General features: G+C 58.2%; 12 protein-coding genes. 2 read left to right on the forward strand and 10 right to left on the reverse strand.

Annotated features, from left to right (window positions below):
• Positions 1 to 308: 308 nt before the first annotated feature.
• A complete protein-coding gene (glmU, locus tag ACXAG1_RS08630) occupies positions 309 to 1,670 on the reverse strand; it encodes a bifunctional UDP-N-acetylglucosamine diphosphorylase/glucosamine-1-phosphate N-acetyltransferase GlmU (RefSeq protein ID WP_475119492.1) in 1,362 nt (453 codons plus the stop codon).
• Positions 1,671 to 1,762: 92 nt separating this feature from the next.
• Positions 1,763 to 2,575, reverse strand: a complete 813-nt coding sequence (locus ACXAG1_RS08635; RefSeq protein WP_475119493.1) for a formate/nitrite transporter family protein — start codon at positions 2,573 to 2,575, stop codon at positions 1,763 to 1,765.
• 289 nt (positions 2,576 to 2,864) lie between these two features.
• On the opposite strand from ACXAG1_RS08635, the gene ACXAG1_RS08640 reads away from it, so the two are divergent.
• Positions 2,865 to 6,191: an amidohydrolase family protein gene (locus tag ACXAG1_RS08640; protein WP_475119494.1), complete on the forward strand. Its 3,327-nt coding sequence runs from the start codon at positions 2,865 to 2,867 to the stop codon at positions 6,189 to 6,191.
• Positions 6,192 to 6,371: 180 nt separating this feature from the next.
• Here the strand turns inward: ACXAG1_RS08640 and ACXAG1_RS08645 are convergent, their stop codons facing one another.
• Both ACXAG1_RS08645 and ACXAG1_RS08650 read right to left on the reverse strand, forming a co-directional pair.
• A complete protein-coding gene (locus tag ACXAG1_RS08645) occupies positions 6,372 to 7,853 on the reverse strand; it encodes a tetratricopeptide repeat protein (RefSeq protein WP_475119495.1) in 1,482 nt (493 codons plus the stop codon).
• 4 nt (positions 7,854 to 7,857) lie between these two features.
• The gene (locus ACXAG1_RS08650) at positions 7,858 to 8,901 is read right to left on the reverse strand and encodes a patatin-like phospholipase family protein (protein WP_475091299.1); all 1,044 of its coding nucleotides are present in this window, start codon (positions 8,899 to 8,901) and stop codon (positions 7,858 to 7,860) included.
• 252 nt (positions 8,902 to 9,153) lie between these two features.
• On the opposite strand from ACXAG1_RS08650, the gene ACXAG1_RS08655 reads away from it, so the two are divergent.
• Positions 9,154 to 10,203 carry a hypothetical protein gene (locus ACXAG1_RS08655; protein WP_475119496.1) on the forward strand — a complete coding sequence of 350 codons (1,050 nt, stop codon included), beginning with the start codon at positions 9,154 to 9,156 and terminating at the stop codon, positions 10,201 to 10,203.
• Positions 10,204 to 10,292: 89 nt separating this feature from the next.
• Here the strand turns inward: ACXAG1_RS08655 and ACXAG1_RS08660 are convergent, their stop codons facing one another.
• The 6 genes from ACXAG1_RS08660 to ACXAG1_RS08685 form a co-directional block, all read right to left on the reverse strand.
• Positions 10,293 to 10,712 carry a F0F1 ATP synthase subunit epsilon gene (locus ACXAG1_RS08660; RefSeq protein ID WP_475091301.1) on the reverse strand — a complete coding sequence of 140 codons (420 nt, stop codon included), beginning with the start codon at positions 10,710 to 10,712 and terminating at the stop codon, positions 10,293 to 10,295.
• Between the two features lie 65 nt (positions 10,713 to 10,777).
• Complete coding sequence (gene atpD, locus ACXAG1_RS08665; RefSeq protein WP_475091302.1) at positions 10,778 to 12,175, reverse strand: F0F1 ATP synthase subunit beta; 1,398 nt, start codon at positions 12,173 to 12,175, stop codon at positions 10,778 to 10,780.
• Between the two features lie 44 nt (positions 12,176 to 12,219).
• Positions 12,220 to 13,080 (reverse strand): F0F1 ATP synthase subunit gamma, encoded by an 861-nt coding sequence (gene atpG, locus ACXAG1_RS08670; RefSeq protein WP_475091303.1) that lies wholly within the window; start codon positions 13,078 to 13,080, stop codon positions 12,220 to 12,222.
• A gap of 65 nt (positions 13,081 to 13,145) precedes the next feature.
• The gene (atpA, locus tag ACXAG1_RS08675; protein WP_475091304.1) at positions 13,146 to 14,690 is read right to left on the reverse strand and encodes a F0F1 ATP synthase subunit alpha; all 1,545 of its coding nucleotides are present in this window, start codon (positions 14,688 to 14,690) and stop codon (positions 13,146 to 13,148) included.
• 53 nt (positions 14,691 to 14,743) lie between these two features.
• A complete protein-coding gene (locus tag ACXAG1_RS08680) occupies positions 14,744 to 15,277 on the reverse strand; it encodes a F0F1 ATP synthase subunit delta (RefSeq protein WP_475091305.1) in 534 nt (177 codons plus the stop codon).
• A gap of 11 nt (positions 15,278 to 15,288) precedes the next feature.
• Positions 15,289 to 15,759 (reverse strand): F0F1 ATP synthase subunit B, encoded by a 471-nt coding sequence (locus ACXAG1_RS08685; protein WP_043319867.1) that lies wholly within the window; start codon positions 15,757 to 15,759, stop codon positions 15,289 to 15,291.
• Between the last annotated feature and the right edge of the window lie 7 nt (positions 15,760 to 15,766).

Here is a 15,766-nt window from a genome sequence, read left to right on the forward strand (position 1 = left end):
TTTGGGTTTTGAGGCCCTCGGTACACCCCTCTTTGGGTTCGGGGGCAAAACCTTTTTTTGGGCCCCCCGCCTGAACCCCCACGCCCAGCACTCCACCTTCACGTCAGATTTATCACTTCGCTCAAATACCGCTAACGAAGTAAATGAGCCAAATGCGAAGGCAAAGTACCGGGTGTTAGTTTTCGAAAGCGTCGGCGACAGGAAGTCGCCGCCGCAGCGCCCAGGGATGGGTTCACAGCGGTTTCGAAAACTAACACCCGGTGCTTTGCCGCCACCACTATTTATTCAAAGCACCCGAACCACGGGGCTCAGGATTTCTTCGTAGGCCGTTGCCAACCACTGATATTGCGTTGCTTACCACGGGCTACAGCCAGTTCGTCAGCACTCACTTCACGGGTAATGGTGGAGCCAGCACCGATGGTCGCGCCGGCGCCAATTTCGACCGGGGCAACCAGTGCGGAGTTGGAGCCGATAAAGGCGCCGTCACCGATGGTAGTCTTAGATTTGTTCACGCCGTCGTAGTTGCAAGTGATGGTGCCGGCGCCAATATTCACGCCTTCACCCACCTCGGCATCACCGATATAGGACAGGTGATTCACCTTGCTGCCGAGTCCGATCCTGGCTTTTTTGGTCTCGACGAAGTTGCCCACCTTGGCGCCGTTGGCCAGTTCGGTGCCCGGGCGCAGGCGAGCGAAGGGGCCAATGGTGCAGGTTTCGCCGACGATGGCGTCTTCGATAATGGAGTTGGCTTCTACCACGGTACCCGCCGCCAGCTGGCAGTTCTTCAGCAGGCAATTCGGGCCGATCTGCACATTGTCGCCGAGGGAAACTTCGCCCTCGAAAATACAGTTGATATCGATGGAGACGTCGGCGCCGCAGGTGAGATTGCCGCGCACATCAATACGGGCGGGATCCAGCAGGGTCACACCGGCAGTCATCAGTGTATTGGCAGTGTCTGCCTGCAGCGCGCGCTCCAGTTCCGCCTGCTGGGCACGGCTGTTGACGCCGGCCACTTCAAAGGGATCGTCGGCGATCACGCCGGTAACGGCGATTTTTTCGCTGACCGAGCGCGCGATCACGTCGGTCAGGTAGTACTCACCCTGGGCGTTGTCGTTGGAGAGTTCCGGCAGCCACTGGGCCAGCAGTTTGCCCGGGGCGGCGAGGATGCCGGTGTTGATCTCACGGATAGTGAGGGTGGCCTCGTCGGCGTCTTTCTGCTCCACAATCGCCTGCACCGCGTTGGCGGTGTCGCGCACGATACGGCCGTAGCCGGAGGGATCGTCCATCACTACGGACAACAATGCCGGGCCATTTGCGGAAGCTTTGAGCAGATCTTCCAGGGTGGCGGTTTTTACCAGCGGTACGTCGCCGTAGAGTACCAGCACCGTGGCACCTTCGCGGAAGTTCGGGATCGCCTGGGCCACCGCGTGGCCGGTGCCCAGCTGTTCGGTCTGCTCCACAAACTGCACGCCGCTGTCGGCAAAGCGCTCGCGCACCAGCTCGGCGCCGTGGCCAATGACCACGGTAATCGCCACATCCCCGAGACGCTTTGCGCTGTCGATCACCCGCCCCAGCATGGGCACACCGCCAATGGGGTGCAGAACTTTGGGCAGGTCTGAGCGCATGCGGGTGCCTTTGCCGGCGGCGAGGATGACGACGTCGATGGTCATGGGAATTCCGTATAGAAGAGAAAAAATCGCCGGCAATTGTGGGCGGCCAAGCCACAGATCTCAACCCACCAGCGCGAATCGGCGGGTGTTACTCAATCGTGGCCGTTGACCACATAGCTGTATTTGAGCAGGCCGACAAAGATGGAGCCGCCGATGGTATTGCCAACGGTGGCAACGGCGAGAAACATCAGGCCGCCGGTCAGGGGGACCGACGAATTGTCGCTGAGCAGGGCGCTGAAGATTCCCACTGCGCCGGCGATACAGTGGGCGAGCCCGCCAAGGCCGATCACAAAAGTGATCAACGCCACCACCGCCATGCGGCTGATGGTCTCCGCAGAAGACGCCACCATCCACCCCAGCAGCCCCATCAACCAGCCAGCAAATATGGCGCCCACAAACTGGCCACTGACGTTGTCTGCCATCAATTTGGCGCCGTAGTATTCAAAGATCCCGCCATCCAACCGCTCCGTCATATCTACAAACTGTACAAACAGAATGCTGAACAGCAGCGCGCCGAGCATATTGCCGCCGTAGATTACCGCCCACACCCGCAACAGACTGGGTATGGATTCACGCCCGCTGAGCACCGGCAGTATGGCGAGGGTGGTGTGCTCGGTGAACAGGTCCGTGCGTCCGATGATCACCAGGATAAAGCCGATGGGATAACTGAGCGCCATCAGAAAGTACATGACCCGCGCATCCGCCTCATGGCTGAAATGACTGTAAAACGCCGCCATCAGAAACAGGCTGAAGCCGATCTCCAATCCCGCGGCCAGAGAAGAAAGAAACAGGGAGCGGTTGTTGCGGTGGTACTCGTGCAGGCTCTCCTGCATCTGTTCCTGCAGGATGTCGCTGTCACTCTTGGGACGGTCGGACTCGGTACCCGACGATTGCTGGTGGTTCATGAGCGCTGCCCGGCCGTTGGCGATAGGGCAAGTCTAGAGCCTCTATCGATATCGCGCGGCTCCCCGATATAGACCACTGTTGTAAGGGGTTATTTTGCATGCAGCTACAGCCCGCCGCGGGAAATTATCCCGCGCCATCGGAATATTCCGAACTTTGTGCCGTTCGGCGTCGTTTTGTTGCCTATCAGCAATATTTCATTAATTTGACGGGTAGTTTTTACGGCGCGCCCGACCCGGGGGCGCCGGCAAGCCTTTTACTGCAGAAACTCCAATTACCCCGGGAGCCAAAATGATAAAAACCAGAATGCGCAAGCTCGCGCGCCTGATCGGCGGCGCCAGCCTCGCCATGACCCTGCCGCTGGCTGCGGCGGCGGAAGAAGCCAAAAAAGACGCGGACAAATGGGATGTGAACAAGCCGCCGTTTGAGTTCAAGGCCATCCCCCTCGATACCCGCGAGACCACCTGGAGCAACCTGGATATCAGCCCGGACGGCGAGACCATCGTCTTCGATATGCTGGGCGACATCTATGAAATGTCGGTCAATGGCGGCGAAGCCAAGGCGATTACCAGCGAAATCGCGTGGAATATCCAGCCGCGCTTCAGCCCCGACGGAAAGTCCATCGTGTTCGTCAGCGACCGTGACGGCGCCGACAATATCTGGATCATGGACCGCAACGGCGAGAACCTGCGCCAGCTGACCACCGAGAATGAAAACCTGGTACACGCCCCCAGCTTCAGCCCGGATGGCCAGCACCTGGTGGCGCGCAAGGGCTTTATGAGTGGCCGCAGTATCCCCGCCGGGGAAATCTGGATGTACCACTACGGCGGCGGTGAAGGTCGCCAGATCAAGGCGCGCATCGGCGGCGATATCGCACAGAAGAACATCTCCGACGCGGTCTTCTCCCCGGATGGCCGCTACATCTATTACGCCATCGACACTACCCCGGGCACGGTCTGGGAGTACAACAAGAACTCCACCCAGCAGATCTTCGCCATCAACCGCTACGACCTGCAGGACGGCAAGGAAGAGACCTTTGTCTCCGGCCCCGGCGGCTCCATTGCCCCGGTACCGTCACCGGATGGTGAAAAGCTGGCGTTTATCCGCCGCCAGGACGACCAGACCTCCATGTTCGTGAAAGACCTGAACAGTGGCCTGGAAAAACCCATCTACACCGGTCTTGAGCGCGACCTGCAGGAGTCCTTTGGCTCCCACGGCAACTATGTGCACTACGACTGGATGCCGGACGGTAAATCCCTGATCGTGTGGAGCGGTGGCAGGTTCCTGCGTATCAATGCCGATGGCAGCAGCCTCAAGCGTGGCGCCCGCGAGATCGTCGCGCATATCAAGACCGAGAAGAAGGTCGCCGACGCGGTGCGCTTCCCGGTGGATGTAGCCCCGGAACAGTTCGACGTGAAAATGATCCGCTGGGCGCAGAAGTCTCCGGACGGCAAGCAGATCGCCTTCCAGGCCCTGGGCAAAATCTACGTCCAGGACGTGAACAGCGGCGAACGTCGCCGACTGACCCGCCAGGATGAGCACTTCGAGTTTTACCCCAGCTGGTCTCGCGACGGCAAGCAGATCACCTATGTGACCTGGGATGACGAGAAACTCGGCCAGGTGCGCGTGGTATCCGCACGCAGTGGTCGCGGCAAGACCATCACCGATGAACCCGGCCTGTATGTGGAGCCGAGCTTCTCCCCGGATGGCGAGACCGTGGCTTTCCGCCGCTTTACCGGCGGCTACCTGCTCTCCCCGGAGTACTCCCTCGAGCCCGGTATCTATCTGGCGGACGCCGATGGCGACTGGCAGCGCCGCATCAGTAAATCCGGTTACGAGCCGCACTTCGGCGCGGATGGCGACCGAATCTACTTCTCCGAGTATGTCTACGGCGATGGCGGCAAGCGCGTGTTCAAGAGCGTCGACGCCAACGGCAAGGACGAACGCGAGCACCTGCACGGCGCCGAGATCACCTCCTTCCGCCTGTCCCCGGACGGCCGCTGGGTAGCCTTCACCCAGGACTTCAAAGCCTTTGCCGCACCGTTTATGCACACCGGCAAATCCGAATCCATCGGCCCCAACGCCACCGCCGTAAAAGTCACCCAGGTGTCGAAGCGCGCCGGCGAGAACCTGCACTGGTCCGGCGACAGCCAGACCCTGGGCTGGGCCCACGGACCGAAGCTGTACGAGCGCGATTTGAAAGACGCGTTTGATTTTGTTGCCGGTGCCCCGGAGCAACTGCCGGAGCCTGTGAGCGAGGGTATCGATCTCAGTTTCAAACAGCAGTTCGCCAACAGCGACAAACTGGTGGCGCTGACCGGCGGTACCGTGGTGACCATGCGCGACGCAGAGTCCGCCCGGGAAGTGATCGAGAACGGCGTGGTGCTGTTCCGCGGTAACCGCATCGTGGCAGTGGGCGCGCACAATGAAGTGGAAATCCCCACCGGTACCCAGCGCATCGATGTCACCGGCAAGACCGTTCTGCCAGGGCTTGTGGACGCCCACGCCCACGGTGCTCAGGGCCGCGAGGAGATCATCCCGCAGCAGAACTGGAACCTGTACTCCAGCCTGGCGTTCGGTGTGACCACCATTCACGACCCGTCCAACGACAGCAGCGAGATCTTCTCCGCGGCAGAAATGCAGAAGGCCGGCATCATCAACGGCCCGCGCATTTTCTCCACCGGCACCATCCTGTACGGCGCCAAGGGCCCCGGCTACAAGGCCAAGATCAACAGCCTGGACGACGCCGAGTTCCACGTGAGCCGCCTGAAGGAAATGGGTGCGATTTCAGTGAAGAGCTACAACCAGCCTAGAAGGGAGCAGCGCCAACAGGTACTGGAAGCGGGCCGCAAGCACGGCATCATGGTGGTGCCGGAAGGTGGCGGTAAATACCAGCACAATATGAACATGATTGTGGATGGACACACCGGTGTGGAGCACTCACTGCCCATCGCCAATATCTATTCCGACGTTGAGCAGATGTGGAGCCAGACCAGCGTGGGTTATACCCCGACGTTTGTGGTGGCTTACGGCGGCCTCTCCGGTGAGTACTACTGGTACGACCGCACCGAAGTGTGGAAGAACGAGCGCCTGACCAGCTTTACTCCGGACTTTATCGTCAACCCGCGCTCCATCCGCCGCCCCACCGCGCCGGATCACCACTACAACCACGTGGATGTGGCCAATCACGCAAAACAGCTGCGTGACAAAGGCGTCACCGTGCACATTGGCGCCCACGGCCAGCGCGAAGGTCTCGGCGCCCACTGGGAGATGTGGATGATGGCACAGGGCGGTTTCACCCCGTGGGAAGCGTTCCGTGCCGGCACCATCGATGGCGCCCGCTACCTGGGTATGGACCACGACATTGGCAGCCTGGAGCCGGGCAAACTGGCGGACATCATCGTGGTGGACGGCAATCCGCTGGACGATCTGCGCCTGTCGGAGAAGGTGAAATATACCGTGATCAACGGCAAGGTGTTCGACGCGGCCACCATGAACGAGGTGGAAGGGGACGAGCGTCTGGCGTTCTTCCACGAGCGTTTGCCGGTAAGCGCCATGCCGACACCGACAGCGGAAGCGATTCAAGAGAAGCAGGAGCGGCACCACTGGGTGCACTGATCGAATACGTGGCGGCGCCGCCACCCGGCACTGCTTTGTGAGACACGCCGTAAACCCATCCATGGGGGCTCTTCCGCGAGGTCCCTCTCGCGGAAGGTCTCACAAAGCAGTGCCGGGCAGCGGCGCCTTCAAGTCACACTTCCTTCCAATTAATCAATAGAGGCATTTAGGCTTTTAAGATTATTCTCTACCCTCAAGCAAAGACTCCGCACGCGCGCGAAGGTCTTCCGAGTGACTCCAGGCAACCACCCGCTCCAGATACTCCCGGGCCAGTGCATCCTTCCCAAGATGCGCGAGATAAAACCCCATGGTGGCATTCAGGTTCAGGTGATTGGGTTCCTGGTGGTAGGCGCTCAGCATGATCTGCAGGGCATCTTCACTTTCGCCTTTCAACTGATACGCGGTCCACAGGGTGCGGTACCCGGGCAGGTAGTCCGGGCCCATCTGCACGGCGATTTTCCCGTATTTCACCGCAGCCGTATAAAAGTCATCATCCCACTCGCGAGTGAGCGTTAATGCCTGTAATCGCAGTAGATAGAATTGCGCGAGATTGGCGGCGGTGAGGTGGCTGATCTGGCCGTGCTCGCCAATTTCCTCAACCACTTTTTCACCGAGCATGTAGTTCTTTTTTTCCGCTTCAATCACCGCCATGGCGGTGATGTTTTCCTGCCAGCCCAGACCCTGTTGCTCGCTGCGCTTCAGGTACTCCATGGCGAGATCTGCGTTAGCAAAATCCATCGCTTCATTCGCCAGCAGAAACAGCTGCTCGTTTTCATTGAGTTCGCGGCGGGGGATGGAGTAGGTGTATTCGGGAATATCCAGTTTGTGGCGGTAAATATCGTCGCGCATATAGGCGAGCATTTCGCGCTGGATTTCCTCAATGGATTTTCCGAAATGTTCTCCGAAGATCTCGAATGGATTTTCACCCGCGGCCACTGCTTTCAGATAACTGGTGGTAGCGGCGCGGTAGTCCGGGTGGCCGGCGTTGTGGCCCAACTGTAAATAGTGGGTGAGCAGCCAGGCACTGGCATAGTAGTTGTTCCAGTAGCGGCTGTTGTCTTCACCATTTTGCGCAGCGAGTGGGGGAGGCGCGAGGAGCTGTTCGATGGTCAGGGGTTCATCTTCTGCCCAGGCGCTCAAACGCCACTCTGGCAGTCCGCCGACCAGTACGGTTTTTTTGCGCAGTTCCGCACTGGCCAGCAGCTCGGCAAAGCCTTCGGAATACCAGCGCGGGTAGGTCATGCCACTGCGCTCGCGCATCAGGTGATGGATGTATTCGTGGAAAATCAGGCCCGAGCCGGAAATGCCGTGGTCACCGTCGCGGGAAAAGATGATCGGCCCTTCCCAGGTTTCGCGGTAGAGGCCGGCAATTTTCCGATCGCCGGTAAACTGCCCGAACTCGCGGGAATCGCGGAAATGGAAAACCCGCAGGTTTTTATTTTCCGGAGTTTCTTCCTGACCGGTGAAGGATAGAGCGGTGCGGCGAAACCGCTCCAAGTCTCGCATCAGTTCATAGACACGGCGCTCCGGTACATCAGAGTACACGGTGAAGTTTTCAGACTGGTATTCGTACCAGTCACTTGCATCGGCGCGCGTACAGGCAAGTGCAATCAGGAGAGTAACTGCGTGGAGAAGAGTGTGTAATTGCCTGAGACTCCACATACCCCTATCCCTGATCCACCATATCTTCGATCCAGGTGCGCAGACGGCGGGCTTCCACCTCGCCGGCCTCAATGGCCTCGGTCGCCCGGGAGAACTCCATGCCACCCACTTCACCCACCTTGGGCATAACCAGCACGTCCGGGGGCGAGCCCATCATACGGGTGCGCTTGTGACGTCGCTCGAGGATCGCCATGGCCTGGTGCATGGTATCGAACATACCCGGCGGCGCGATTTTCGGGCGCTTGCGCAGCTCGCGGAACTGGGTCAGTTGTTCTTTACCCTGCTCCAGTAGACGTGCCAGCCCGTTGGAGGGGTTGGACTGTTCCACTTCCGCAAGGGCCTTATTGTCATCACCGGCTTCCGGATGGGACATTTCCGCGCGCTCCTGCTGCAGCATCGACATATCCTCGACCGATGACTTTTCACTGACGACGCTCGCCACCTCCCGGTGCTCCCGGTTCAGCAGTGGTGCGCCATCTTCCATTACGTCAATGGCGATTACCCGGGTTGCCCCCATGGCACGGCACACATCTACAGGAACCGGGTTAACCACCGCACCATCCACCAGCCAGCGGCCGGAAAGCGCTTTTGGTGATAATAGCCCGGGAATCGAGCAGGAAGCGCTGACCGCATCCTGCAGGTTGCCCTGCTGCAACCAGATTTCCTGACCGCTGTGCAGGTCGGTGGCCACGGCGGTAAAGGGCAAGGGAAGATCTTCGATGTTGTCGAATTCAAACCCCTCGAAAAACGTACGAAATGGCTTGATACCACCGATAACACCGCCGCTCAGGGTCCAGTTGATATCCAGCAAAGAAAATACCTTCCAGTTATCCAGCTGGCGCACCCACTCCTCAAGATTGTCGAGCTTGCCGGCGGCATAGGCGGCGCCAACAAAGGCGCCCATTGATGTACCGGCGATCACGTCGGGACGAATCCCCATCTCGCGAAGGACCTTGAGCACACCAATATGCGCAAACCCCTTCGCGGCACCGCTGCCTAACGCGATGCCGATACACGGCCTACCGCTACTACCATCCTGTGTCTTCATATTTTCCCATTGCACTTTTGGTGAGCTGACAATAATGACTCGGCAGGACGAAAAATTAAATCTCGCACAGAGCGACAAGCGGGTATTGGTGAAACAGGTTGGCGCGAAATTCATTTTTTTAATTTTTCACGGGGCCAGTTTCCGTCCACGGCGCCACAGCAGCACAACAAAATACGAATTTATGGCTGTTTTAAGGTATAAAGTTTTAAAAAAATCACAACGTAAAGCCGAGAACTAACAGGGGGACAATTTGTGAAAAATTTTGTAATGCCACTGGCGATCTGCCTGATGCTGCCGACGGCCGCATCTGCGATCAGTACGGGAGCGGTGCGCGCCGTTGAGGTGAATCCATCAGATACCGCAAGGGTAGGTGACAGCCGACATCTTGAACGGGAGCGACTGGACGATGCAATCGACGCGGGTACCGCAGAAATCTCCGACTATACCGACGAAATTGCGGATATTTCCCGGTTGCGAGACTCGGTCGTTGCGCTTTCTCTTACCGATCCGGGATCGGCGCTGGCGGCAGTGGGCGTGGAGAAAGCAGATGCTGACAAGCTCAATCAGTCGCAAGCGCAGGCGCAGATTGGCGCCGAATTATTGCGGATGGAGCAGCGTATCGCGCAGCTGGAATCCTATCGCGAGTCCGCTAAAGCAGATTTAGAGAATGCGGAAGCCCAGCGTCGCCGCCTGAATATTCCACTACAGAAACTGGAAGCCATGCCGGGGATCGCCACCCAGGGTGAGGGTGGAAAAATCGCGCCCAAGCTTTCGGTCACCAGTTGGGACGGTAAAGATTTCGGTAAAAGTGATCGCTGGCACTACGGCTACGGAGTGAACGTCGATATACAGGCCGGTAAAGTGACCAGCGCAGCTGACGAGGCGGCGGACGAGTTTCTGCTAACCGGAGGCGACGGCAATATCGATCTTTCCTTTGCCGTGGGGCGGCGCTTTGGGAGCACCACAGATTTGTCACTGTGGCTTGGCGGCACGCAATCCTGGCTCGACACCACGGTCGAAGAAAACGGAGAAGCCGTGGATATTGACGATGATATCCGTCGCTATCGCGCGGGTTTACTGCTGCAGACTCGCTATTTCTACCTGGCCGGCGAGTGGATCAAAAACGACTATAGCGGCAACGCCGAAAGTGAGTTCGCCAGAATGGTGGATGGCGAAGAGGTGTTCAAGGTGTCGTTCATTACCCGCATAGACGACGACTTCTACCTTCGTTACGACAGCATGGAAGGTGAAACCGGAAACAAAAGTAGCGTGACGCTGACCAAGAACATCAACCTTTTCTAGGGTTCTATGTCGCGCACACGGGCACAAAAAAAGCAGCCGAAGCTGCTTTTTTCGTTCGCCTGTGGAGCAGGCTCCTACAAAAAAGTAGGTTACTTGCCAGCGGCTCTGCGGATCGCCTGCATGGTGCGCAGACGGGCTTCGGCTTCAGCAAGTTGTGCGGAGACACGGTTGTAGTCGATATCCGCCGGGGCGCTGCGCAGGGCGTGTTCTGCCTCTTCGCGTGCCTTTTTGGCAGCATCTTCGTCGATTTCGCGCTCAGCGACATCGGCGAGGACGGTGACAATGTTCGGCTGGATTTCGACATAGCCGCCGCTCAGGAACAGTACTTCCTCTTCATCATTGTCTTTAATGATGCGTACCGGACCCGGTTTGATTGCGGTGAGCAGAGGCGCGTGACCGTAGGAGATACCGAGTTCCCCTTCGACGCCGCTGACAATCACCATCTTCACCAGACCGGAGAAGAGGGATTCCTGTGCACTTACGATGTCGCAATGTACTGTCATAGCCATAAGGCTACCTCATTCTCAGCTGTCTTGGGTGACACCGGCATGACTACCGGTGCCACATGCGTGCCTTACTTCTTGTTGGCTTTCTCGACGGCTTCGTCGATGGTGCCGACCATGTAGAAGGCCTGCTCCGGCAGGTTATCGAAGTCGCCGTTCAGGATGCCCTGGAAACCACGGATGGTTTCTTTCAGAGACACGTATTTGCCCGGTGCACCGGTAAATACTTCCGCTACGTGGAACGGCTGAGACAGGAAACGCTCGATCTTACGCGCGCGGGCTACGATCTGCTTGTCTTCTTCAGACAGCTCGTCCATACCCAGAATCGCGATGATGTCCTTCAGTTCTTTGTAGCGCTGCAGTACGGACTGTACGCCACGGGCCACACTGTAGTGCTCCTCGCCGATCACCTGCGGATCCAGCTGACGGGAAGTGGAGTCGAGCGGGTCAACGGCCGGGTAGATACCCTTGGCGGCGATGTCACGGCTCAGTACTACTGTGGAGTCCAGGTGCGCGAAGGTGGTCGCTGGAGACGGGTCGGTCAAGTCATCCGCCGGTACGTATACCGCCTGGATGGAGGTGATGGAGCCGGTCTTGGTGGAGGTAATACGCTCCTGCAGAACACCCATCTCTTCCGCCAGGGTCGGCTGGTAACCTACCGCAGACGGCATACGGCCGAGCAGTGCGGATACTTCGGTACCGGCCAGGGTGTAACGGTAGATGTTGTCTACGAACAACAGTACGTCACGACCTTCGTCACGGAACTTCTCGGCCATGGTCAGGCCGGTCAGGGCCACACGCAGACGGTTACCGGGCGGCTCATTCATCTGGCCGTAAACCATCGCTACCTTGGACTTGGAAAACTCTTCGACGTTAACAACGCCGGCTTCCTGCATCTCGTGGTAGAAGTCGTTACCTTCACGAGTACGCTCACCTACACCCGCGAACACGGACAGACCGCTGTGCTCGGTGGCGATGTTGTTGATGAGCTCCATCATGTTTACGGTTTTACCTACACCGGCACCACCGAACAGGCCAACTTTACCACCCTTGGCGAACGGACATACCAGGTCGATTACCTTGATGCCGGTCTCCAGCAGCTCGGTGGAGCTTGCCTGGTCTTCGTAGGTCGGCGCGGCACGGTGGATAGAGGCACGCTCTTTTTCACCGATAGGGCCACACTCGTCGATTGGGTTGCCCAGTACGTCCATGATGCGGCCCAGGGTTTCAGTACCAACCGGTACGGAAACTGGAGCGCCAGTGTTCTTCACCGCCATGCTGCGACGGATACCTTCAGAAGAACCCATGGCAATCGCGCGAACCACGCCATCGCCCAGCTGCTGCTGCACTTCCATGGTGAGGTTCTTTTCCTCAACCACCAGTGCATCGTATACATTCGGTACGGCGTCGCGCGGGAATTCCACGTCGATGACCGCGCCGATAACTTGCACAATTTGCCCGTTACTCATTTCCCGATCCTCAAAGTTCAAATCTTTCTGCGGATGACCCGGGGTCACACCGCGGCGGCGCCGCCAACAATCTCAGACAGCTCTTGGGTAATTGCTGCCTGGCGCGCCTTGTTGTAAACCAGCTGCAGTGCGTCGATCAGCTCACCGGCGTTGTCGGTGGCGCTCTTCATCGCAATCATACGTGCAGCCTGTTCACAGGCCTTGTTTTCCACTACCGCCTGATACACCTGAGATCTGATGTAGTTCACCAGCAGGCCATCCAGCAGTTCAACTGCTTCGGGCTCGTACAGGTAATCCCAGCTTTGCTGGTGCTGTTCGTCTTCTTCTTTCTGAAGCGGCAACAGCTGCTGGATTTGCGGCTTTTGGGTCATGGTGTTCACGAATTCGTTGGACACCAGGTAAAGGCGATCAATCTCACCGGCGGCGAGACGGTCTACCATCACCTTCACGGGACCGCGCAGCTGGGAGACTTCAGGGTTATCACCCACGTCCCGCAGTGCGGCAACCACATTGCCACCAATATTTTTGAAAAAGCTGACCGCTTTGTTACCGATCGCGCAGATATCCACACCCACACCCTGTTTATCCCAGGAGTGCATCTCGCGGATGACTGACTTGAATACGTTGATATTCAGGCCGCCGCAAAGTCCTCGGTCGGTGGATACCAGGATGTAACCCACACGTTTGACTTCTCGCTCCTGCAGGTAGATAGGCTGGTATTCCGCCGAGGCGTTGGCCACGTGGCCAAGCACCGCGCGAATGCGGCTTGCGTAAGGGCGCCCCAGTGCCATGCGATCCTGAGCTTTACGCATCTTGCTCGCCGCAACCATTTCCATGGCCGAGGTGATTTTCTGCGTGCTCTTGATGCTGGCAATTTTTGTGCGTACTTCTTTTCCGCCTGCCATAGTGATTTACCTTGTTCGCTCGCGTTGTTTCGCCCCGCACGCAAAACGTGCAGGGCGAAAGCGTATTACCAGCTACCGGTAGCGACGAATTTCTCGATCGCGGCCTTGAAGGCGTTGTCGATTTCGTCGTTGTAGTTACCGGTGCTGTTTACTTGCGCCATCAGCTCTGCGTGTTCGCTGTTCATGTAAGCGAGCAGGGCGGATTCAAAGTCCAGCACTTTGGCAACTTCTACGTCTTTCAGGTAACCCTTGTCCGCGGCGTAAACGGACACAGCCATCTCGGCAATGGACAGCGGAGAGTACTGCTTCTGCTTCATCAGCTCGGTTACGCGCTCACCGTGATCCAGCTGGGCCTTGGTGGCTTCGTCCAGGTCGGAGGCGAACTGGGAGAAGGCCGCGAGTTCGCGGTACTGGGCCAGTGCGGTACGGATACCACCAGACAGCTTCTTCACTACCTTGGTCTGCGCGGAACCACCAACACGGGATACGGAGATACCCGGGTTGATCGCCGGGCGTACGCCGGAGTTGAACAGGTCGGTTTCCAGGAAGATCTGACCATCGGTAATGGAAATTACGTTGGTCGGTACGAATGCGGAAACGTCACCGGCCTGGGTCTCGATGATCGGCAGCGCGGTCAGAGAGCCGGTTTTGCCTTTCACTTCACCGTTGGTGAACTTCTCTACGTAGTCAGCGTTTACGCGTGCGGCGCGTTCCAGCAGACGGGAGTGCAAGTAGAAAACGTCACCCGGGTAGGCTTCACGGCCCGGAGGACGCTTCAGCAGCAGGGAGATCTGGCGGTAGGCCCAGGCCTGCTTGGTCAGGTCATCGTAAATGATCAGGGCGTCTTCACCGCGGTCGCGGAAGTATTCGCCCATGGAGCAGCCCACGTAGGGTGCGAGGAACTGCATCGCAGCCGGGTCGGCAGCGCCCGCGGCAACCACAATAGTGTGGTCCATGGCGCCGTGCTCTTCCAGCTTGCGTACCACGTTGGCAATAGAAGACTGCTTCTGGCCAATGGCTACGTAGATACACTTAATACCAGAATCTTTCTGGTTGATGATGGCGTCGATTGCTACCGCAGTCTTACCGATCTGACGGTCGCCGATAATCAGCTCACGCTGGCCACGACCGATCGGGATCATGGTGTCTACCGCTTTCAGACCGGTCTGAACCGGCTGATCAACGGACTGACGGGCGATTACGCCGGGGGCTACTTTCTCAACCGCGTCGGTCAGCTTGTTGTTCAGCGGACCTTTACCGTCGATGGGGTTACCCAGGGCGTCAACCACGCGGCCCAGCAGCTCCGGACCAACCGGAGTTTCCAGGATGCGGCCGGTGCAACGGCACTTCTGGCCTTCGGCCAGGGACTTGTAGTCACCCAGTACGATGGCACCAACGGAATCGCGCTCCAGGTTCAGCGCCATACCGGTTACGCCGCCTTCGAACTCGATCATCTCACCGAACATCACATCGGCGAGGCCGTGGATGCGGATGATACCGTCGGATACGGAAACAATGGTGCCCTCGTTCTGGGCTTCTGTGCTCACATCGAGATTGTCGATGCGGCTCTTGATAATTTCACTGATCTCAGAGGGATTCAGTTGCTGCATGCTCTGTTCCTCGAATTCCCTTCCACCGCCTTGGCGGTAGAGGGGACGATAATTTAGGAGTTCATCGCCTCGGCGAGTTTGGCCAGTCGACCGCGCACGGTGCCATCAATGACCGTGTCGCCAGCGCGAATGATTGCGCCGCCCAGCAGGTTTTCATCTACCGCGCTGTGCAGGTGCACTTCGCGGGAGAACTTCTTGCTGAGAGTCTGGGTGAGGCGCTGGGACTGTTCGTCGCTGAGCGGGCGGGCAGAGATGACTTCCACTTCGAGAGTGGCTTCTGCCTGGGCCTTCAGCGCTTCGAACAGTTCGGAAATTTCCGGCAACAGCGGCAGGCGGTGGTTTTCCGCCAGCAGCTTGATGAAGTTCTGCTGCGACGCATTGAAATCGCCGCAAACAGACAGGAACTTTTCCGCGCGCACTTCACTGGTCAACTGCGGGTTTTCCAGCAGCTCGCCAATTTTTTCGTTCTGGCTGACCGCCGCTGCGGTTGCCAACGCCAGGCTCCAACCGGAAAGGTCAGAAGCCTGTTGGGCGTGGGCAAAAGCCGCTTTTGCGTAGGGCCGAGCCAGTGTGCTGAGTTCCGACATGGGTTCCTCGCTTACAGCTCGGCTGCCAGTTTCTCGATCATGTCATCGTGCGCTTTGGCATCAATGTTGACCGAGAGAATTTTCTCGGCGCCGGCAACAGACAGGGCAGCGATACGCGAGCGAAGTTGTTCTTTCGCACGGTTTACTTCCTGTTCGATTTCCGCCTGTGCGGCAGCTTTCAGGCGATCGCCTTCACTGCGCGCGGCCTCTTTGGCTTCGTCAACGATCTGATTGGCGCGCTTGTTGGCGCCATCGATGATTTCCGCAGCCTGGGCTTTGGCTTCTTTCAGTTGCTCGACAGCTTTGCGTTGAGCCAGCTCAAGATCTTTCTCCGCACGCTCGGCTTCTTGCAGACCGGTCGCAATTTTTTGCTCGCGTTCTTGCATAACACCCAGCAGGGCCGGCCAGACAAACTTCCAGCAGAACCATACAAAGGCGAGAAAGGTGATCGACTGGCCGATCAGAGTCAGGTTGATATTCACACCGACA

The organism is Microbulbifer sp. ABE4_465 (genome assembly GCF_056160765.1).

What these genes read in the sequence shown, in the direction of transcription:
- glmU (WP_475119492.1), bottom strand. Translation starts at nt 1,670, where the DNA reads ATGACCATCGACGTCGTCATCCTCGCCGCCGGCAAAGGCACCCGCATG.
- ACXAG1_RS08635 (WP_475119493.1), bottom strand. Translation starts at nt 2,575, where the DNA reads ATGAACCACCAGCAATCGTCGGGTACCGAGTCCGACCGTCCCAAGAGT.
- ACXAG1_RS08640 (WP_475119494.1), top strand. Translation starts at nt 2,865, where the DNA reads ATGATAAAAACCAGAATGCGCAAGCTCGCGCGCCTGATCGGCGGCGCC.
- ACXAG1_RS08645 (WP_475119495.1), bottom strand. Translation starts at nt 7,853, where the DNA reads ATGTGGAGTCTCAGGCAATTACACACTCTTCTCCACGCAGTTACTCTC.
- ACXAG1_RS08650 (WP_475091299.1), bottom strand. Translation starts at nt 8,901, where the DNA reads ATGAAGACACAGGATGGTAGTAGCGGTAGGCCGTGTATCGGCATCGCG.
- ACXAG1_RS08660 (WP_475091301.1), bottom strand. Translation starts at nt 10,712, where the DNA reads ATGGCTATGACAGTACATTGCGACATCGTAAGTGCACAGGAATCCCTC.
- atpD (WP_475091302.1), bottom strand. Translation starts at nt 12,175, where the DNA reads ATGAGTAACGGGCAAATTGTGCAAGTTATCGGCGCGGTCATCGACGTG.
- atpG (WP_475091303.1), bottom strand. Translation starts at nt 13,080, where the DNA reads ATGGCAGGCGGAAAAGAAGTACGCACAAAAATTGCCAGCATCAAGAGC.
- atpA (WP_475091304.1), bottom strand. Translation starts at nt 14,690, where the DNA reads ATGCAGCAACTGAATCCCTCTGAGATCAGTGAAATTATCAAGAGCCGC.
- ACXAG1_RS08680 (WP_475091305.1), bottom strand. Translation starts at nt 15,277, where the DNA reads ATGTCGGAACTCAGCACACTGGCTCGGCCCTACGCAAAAGCGGCTTTT.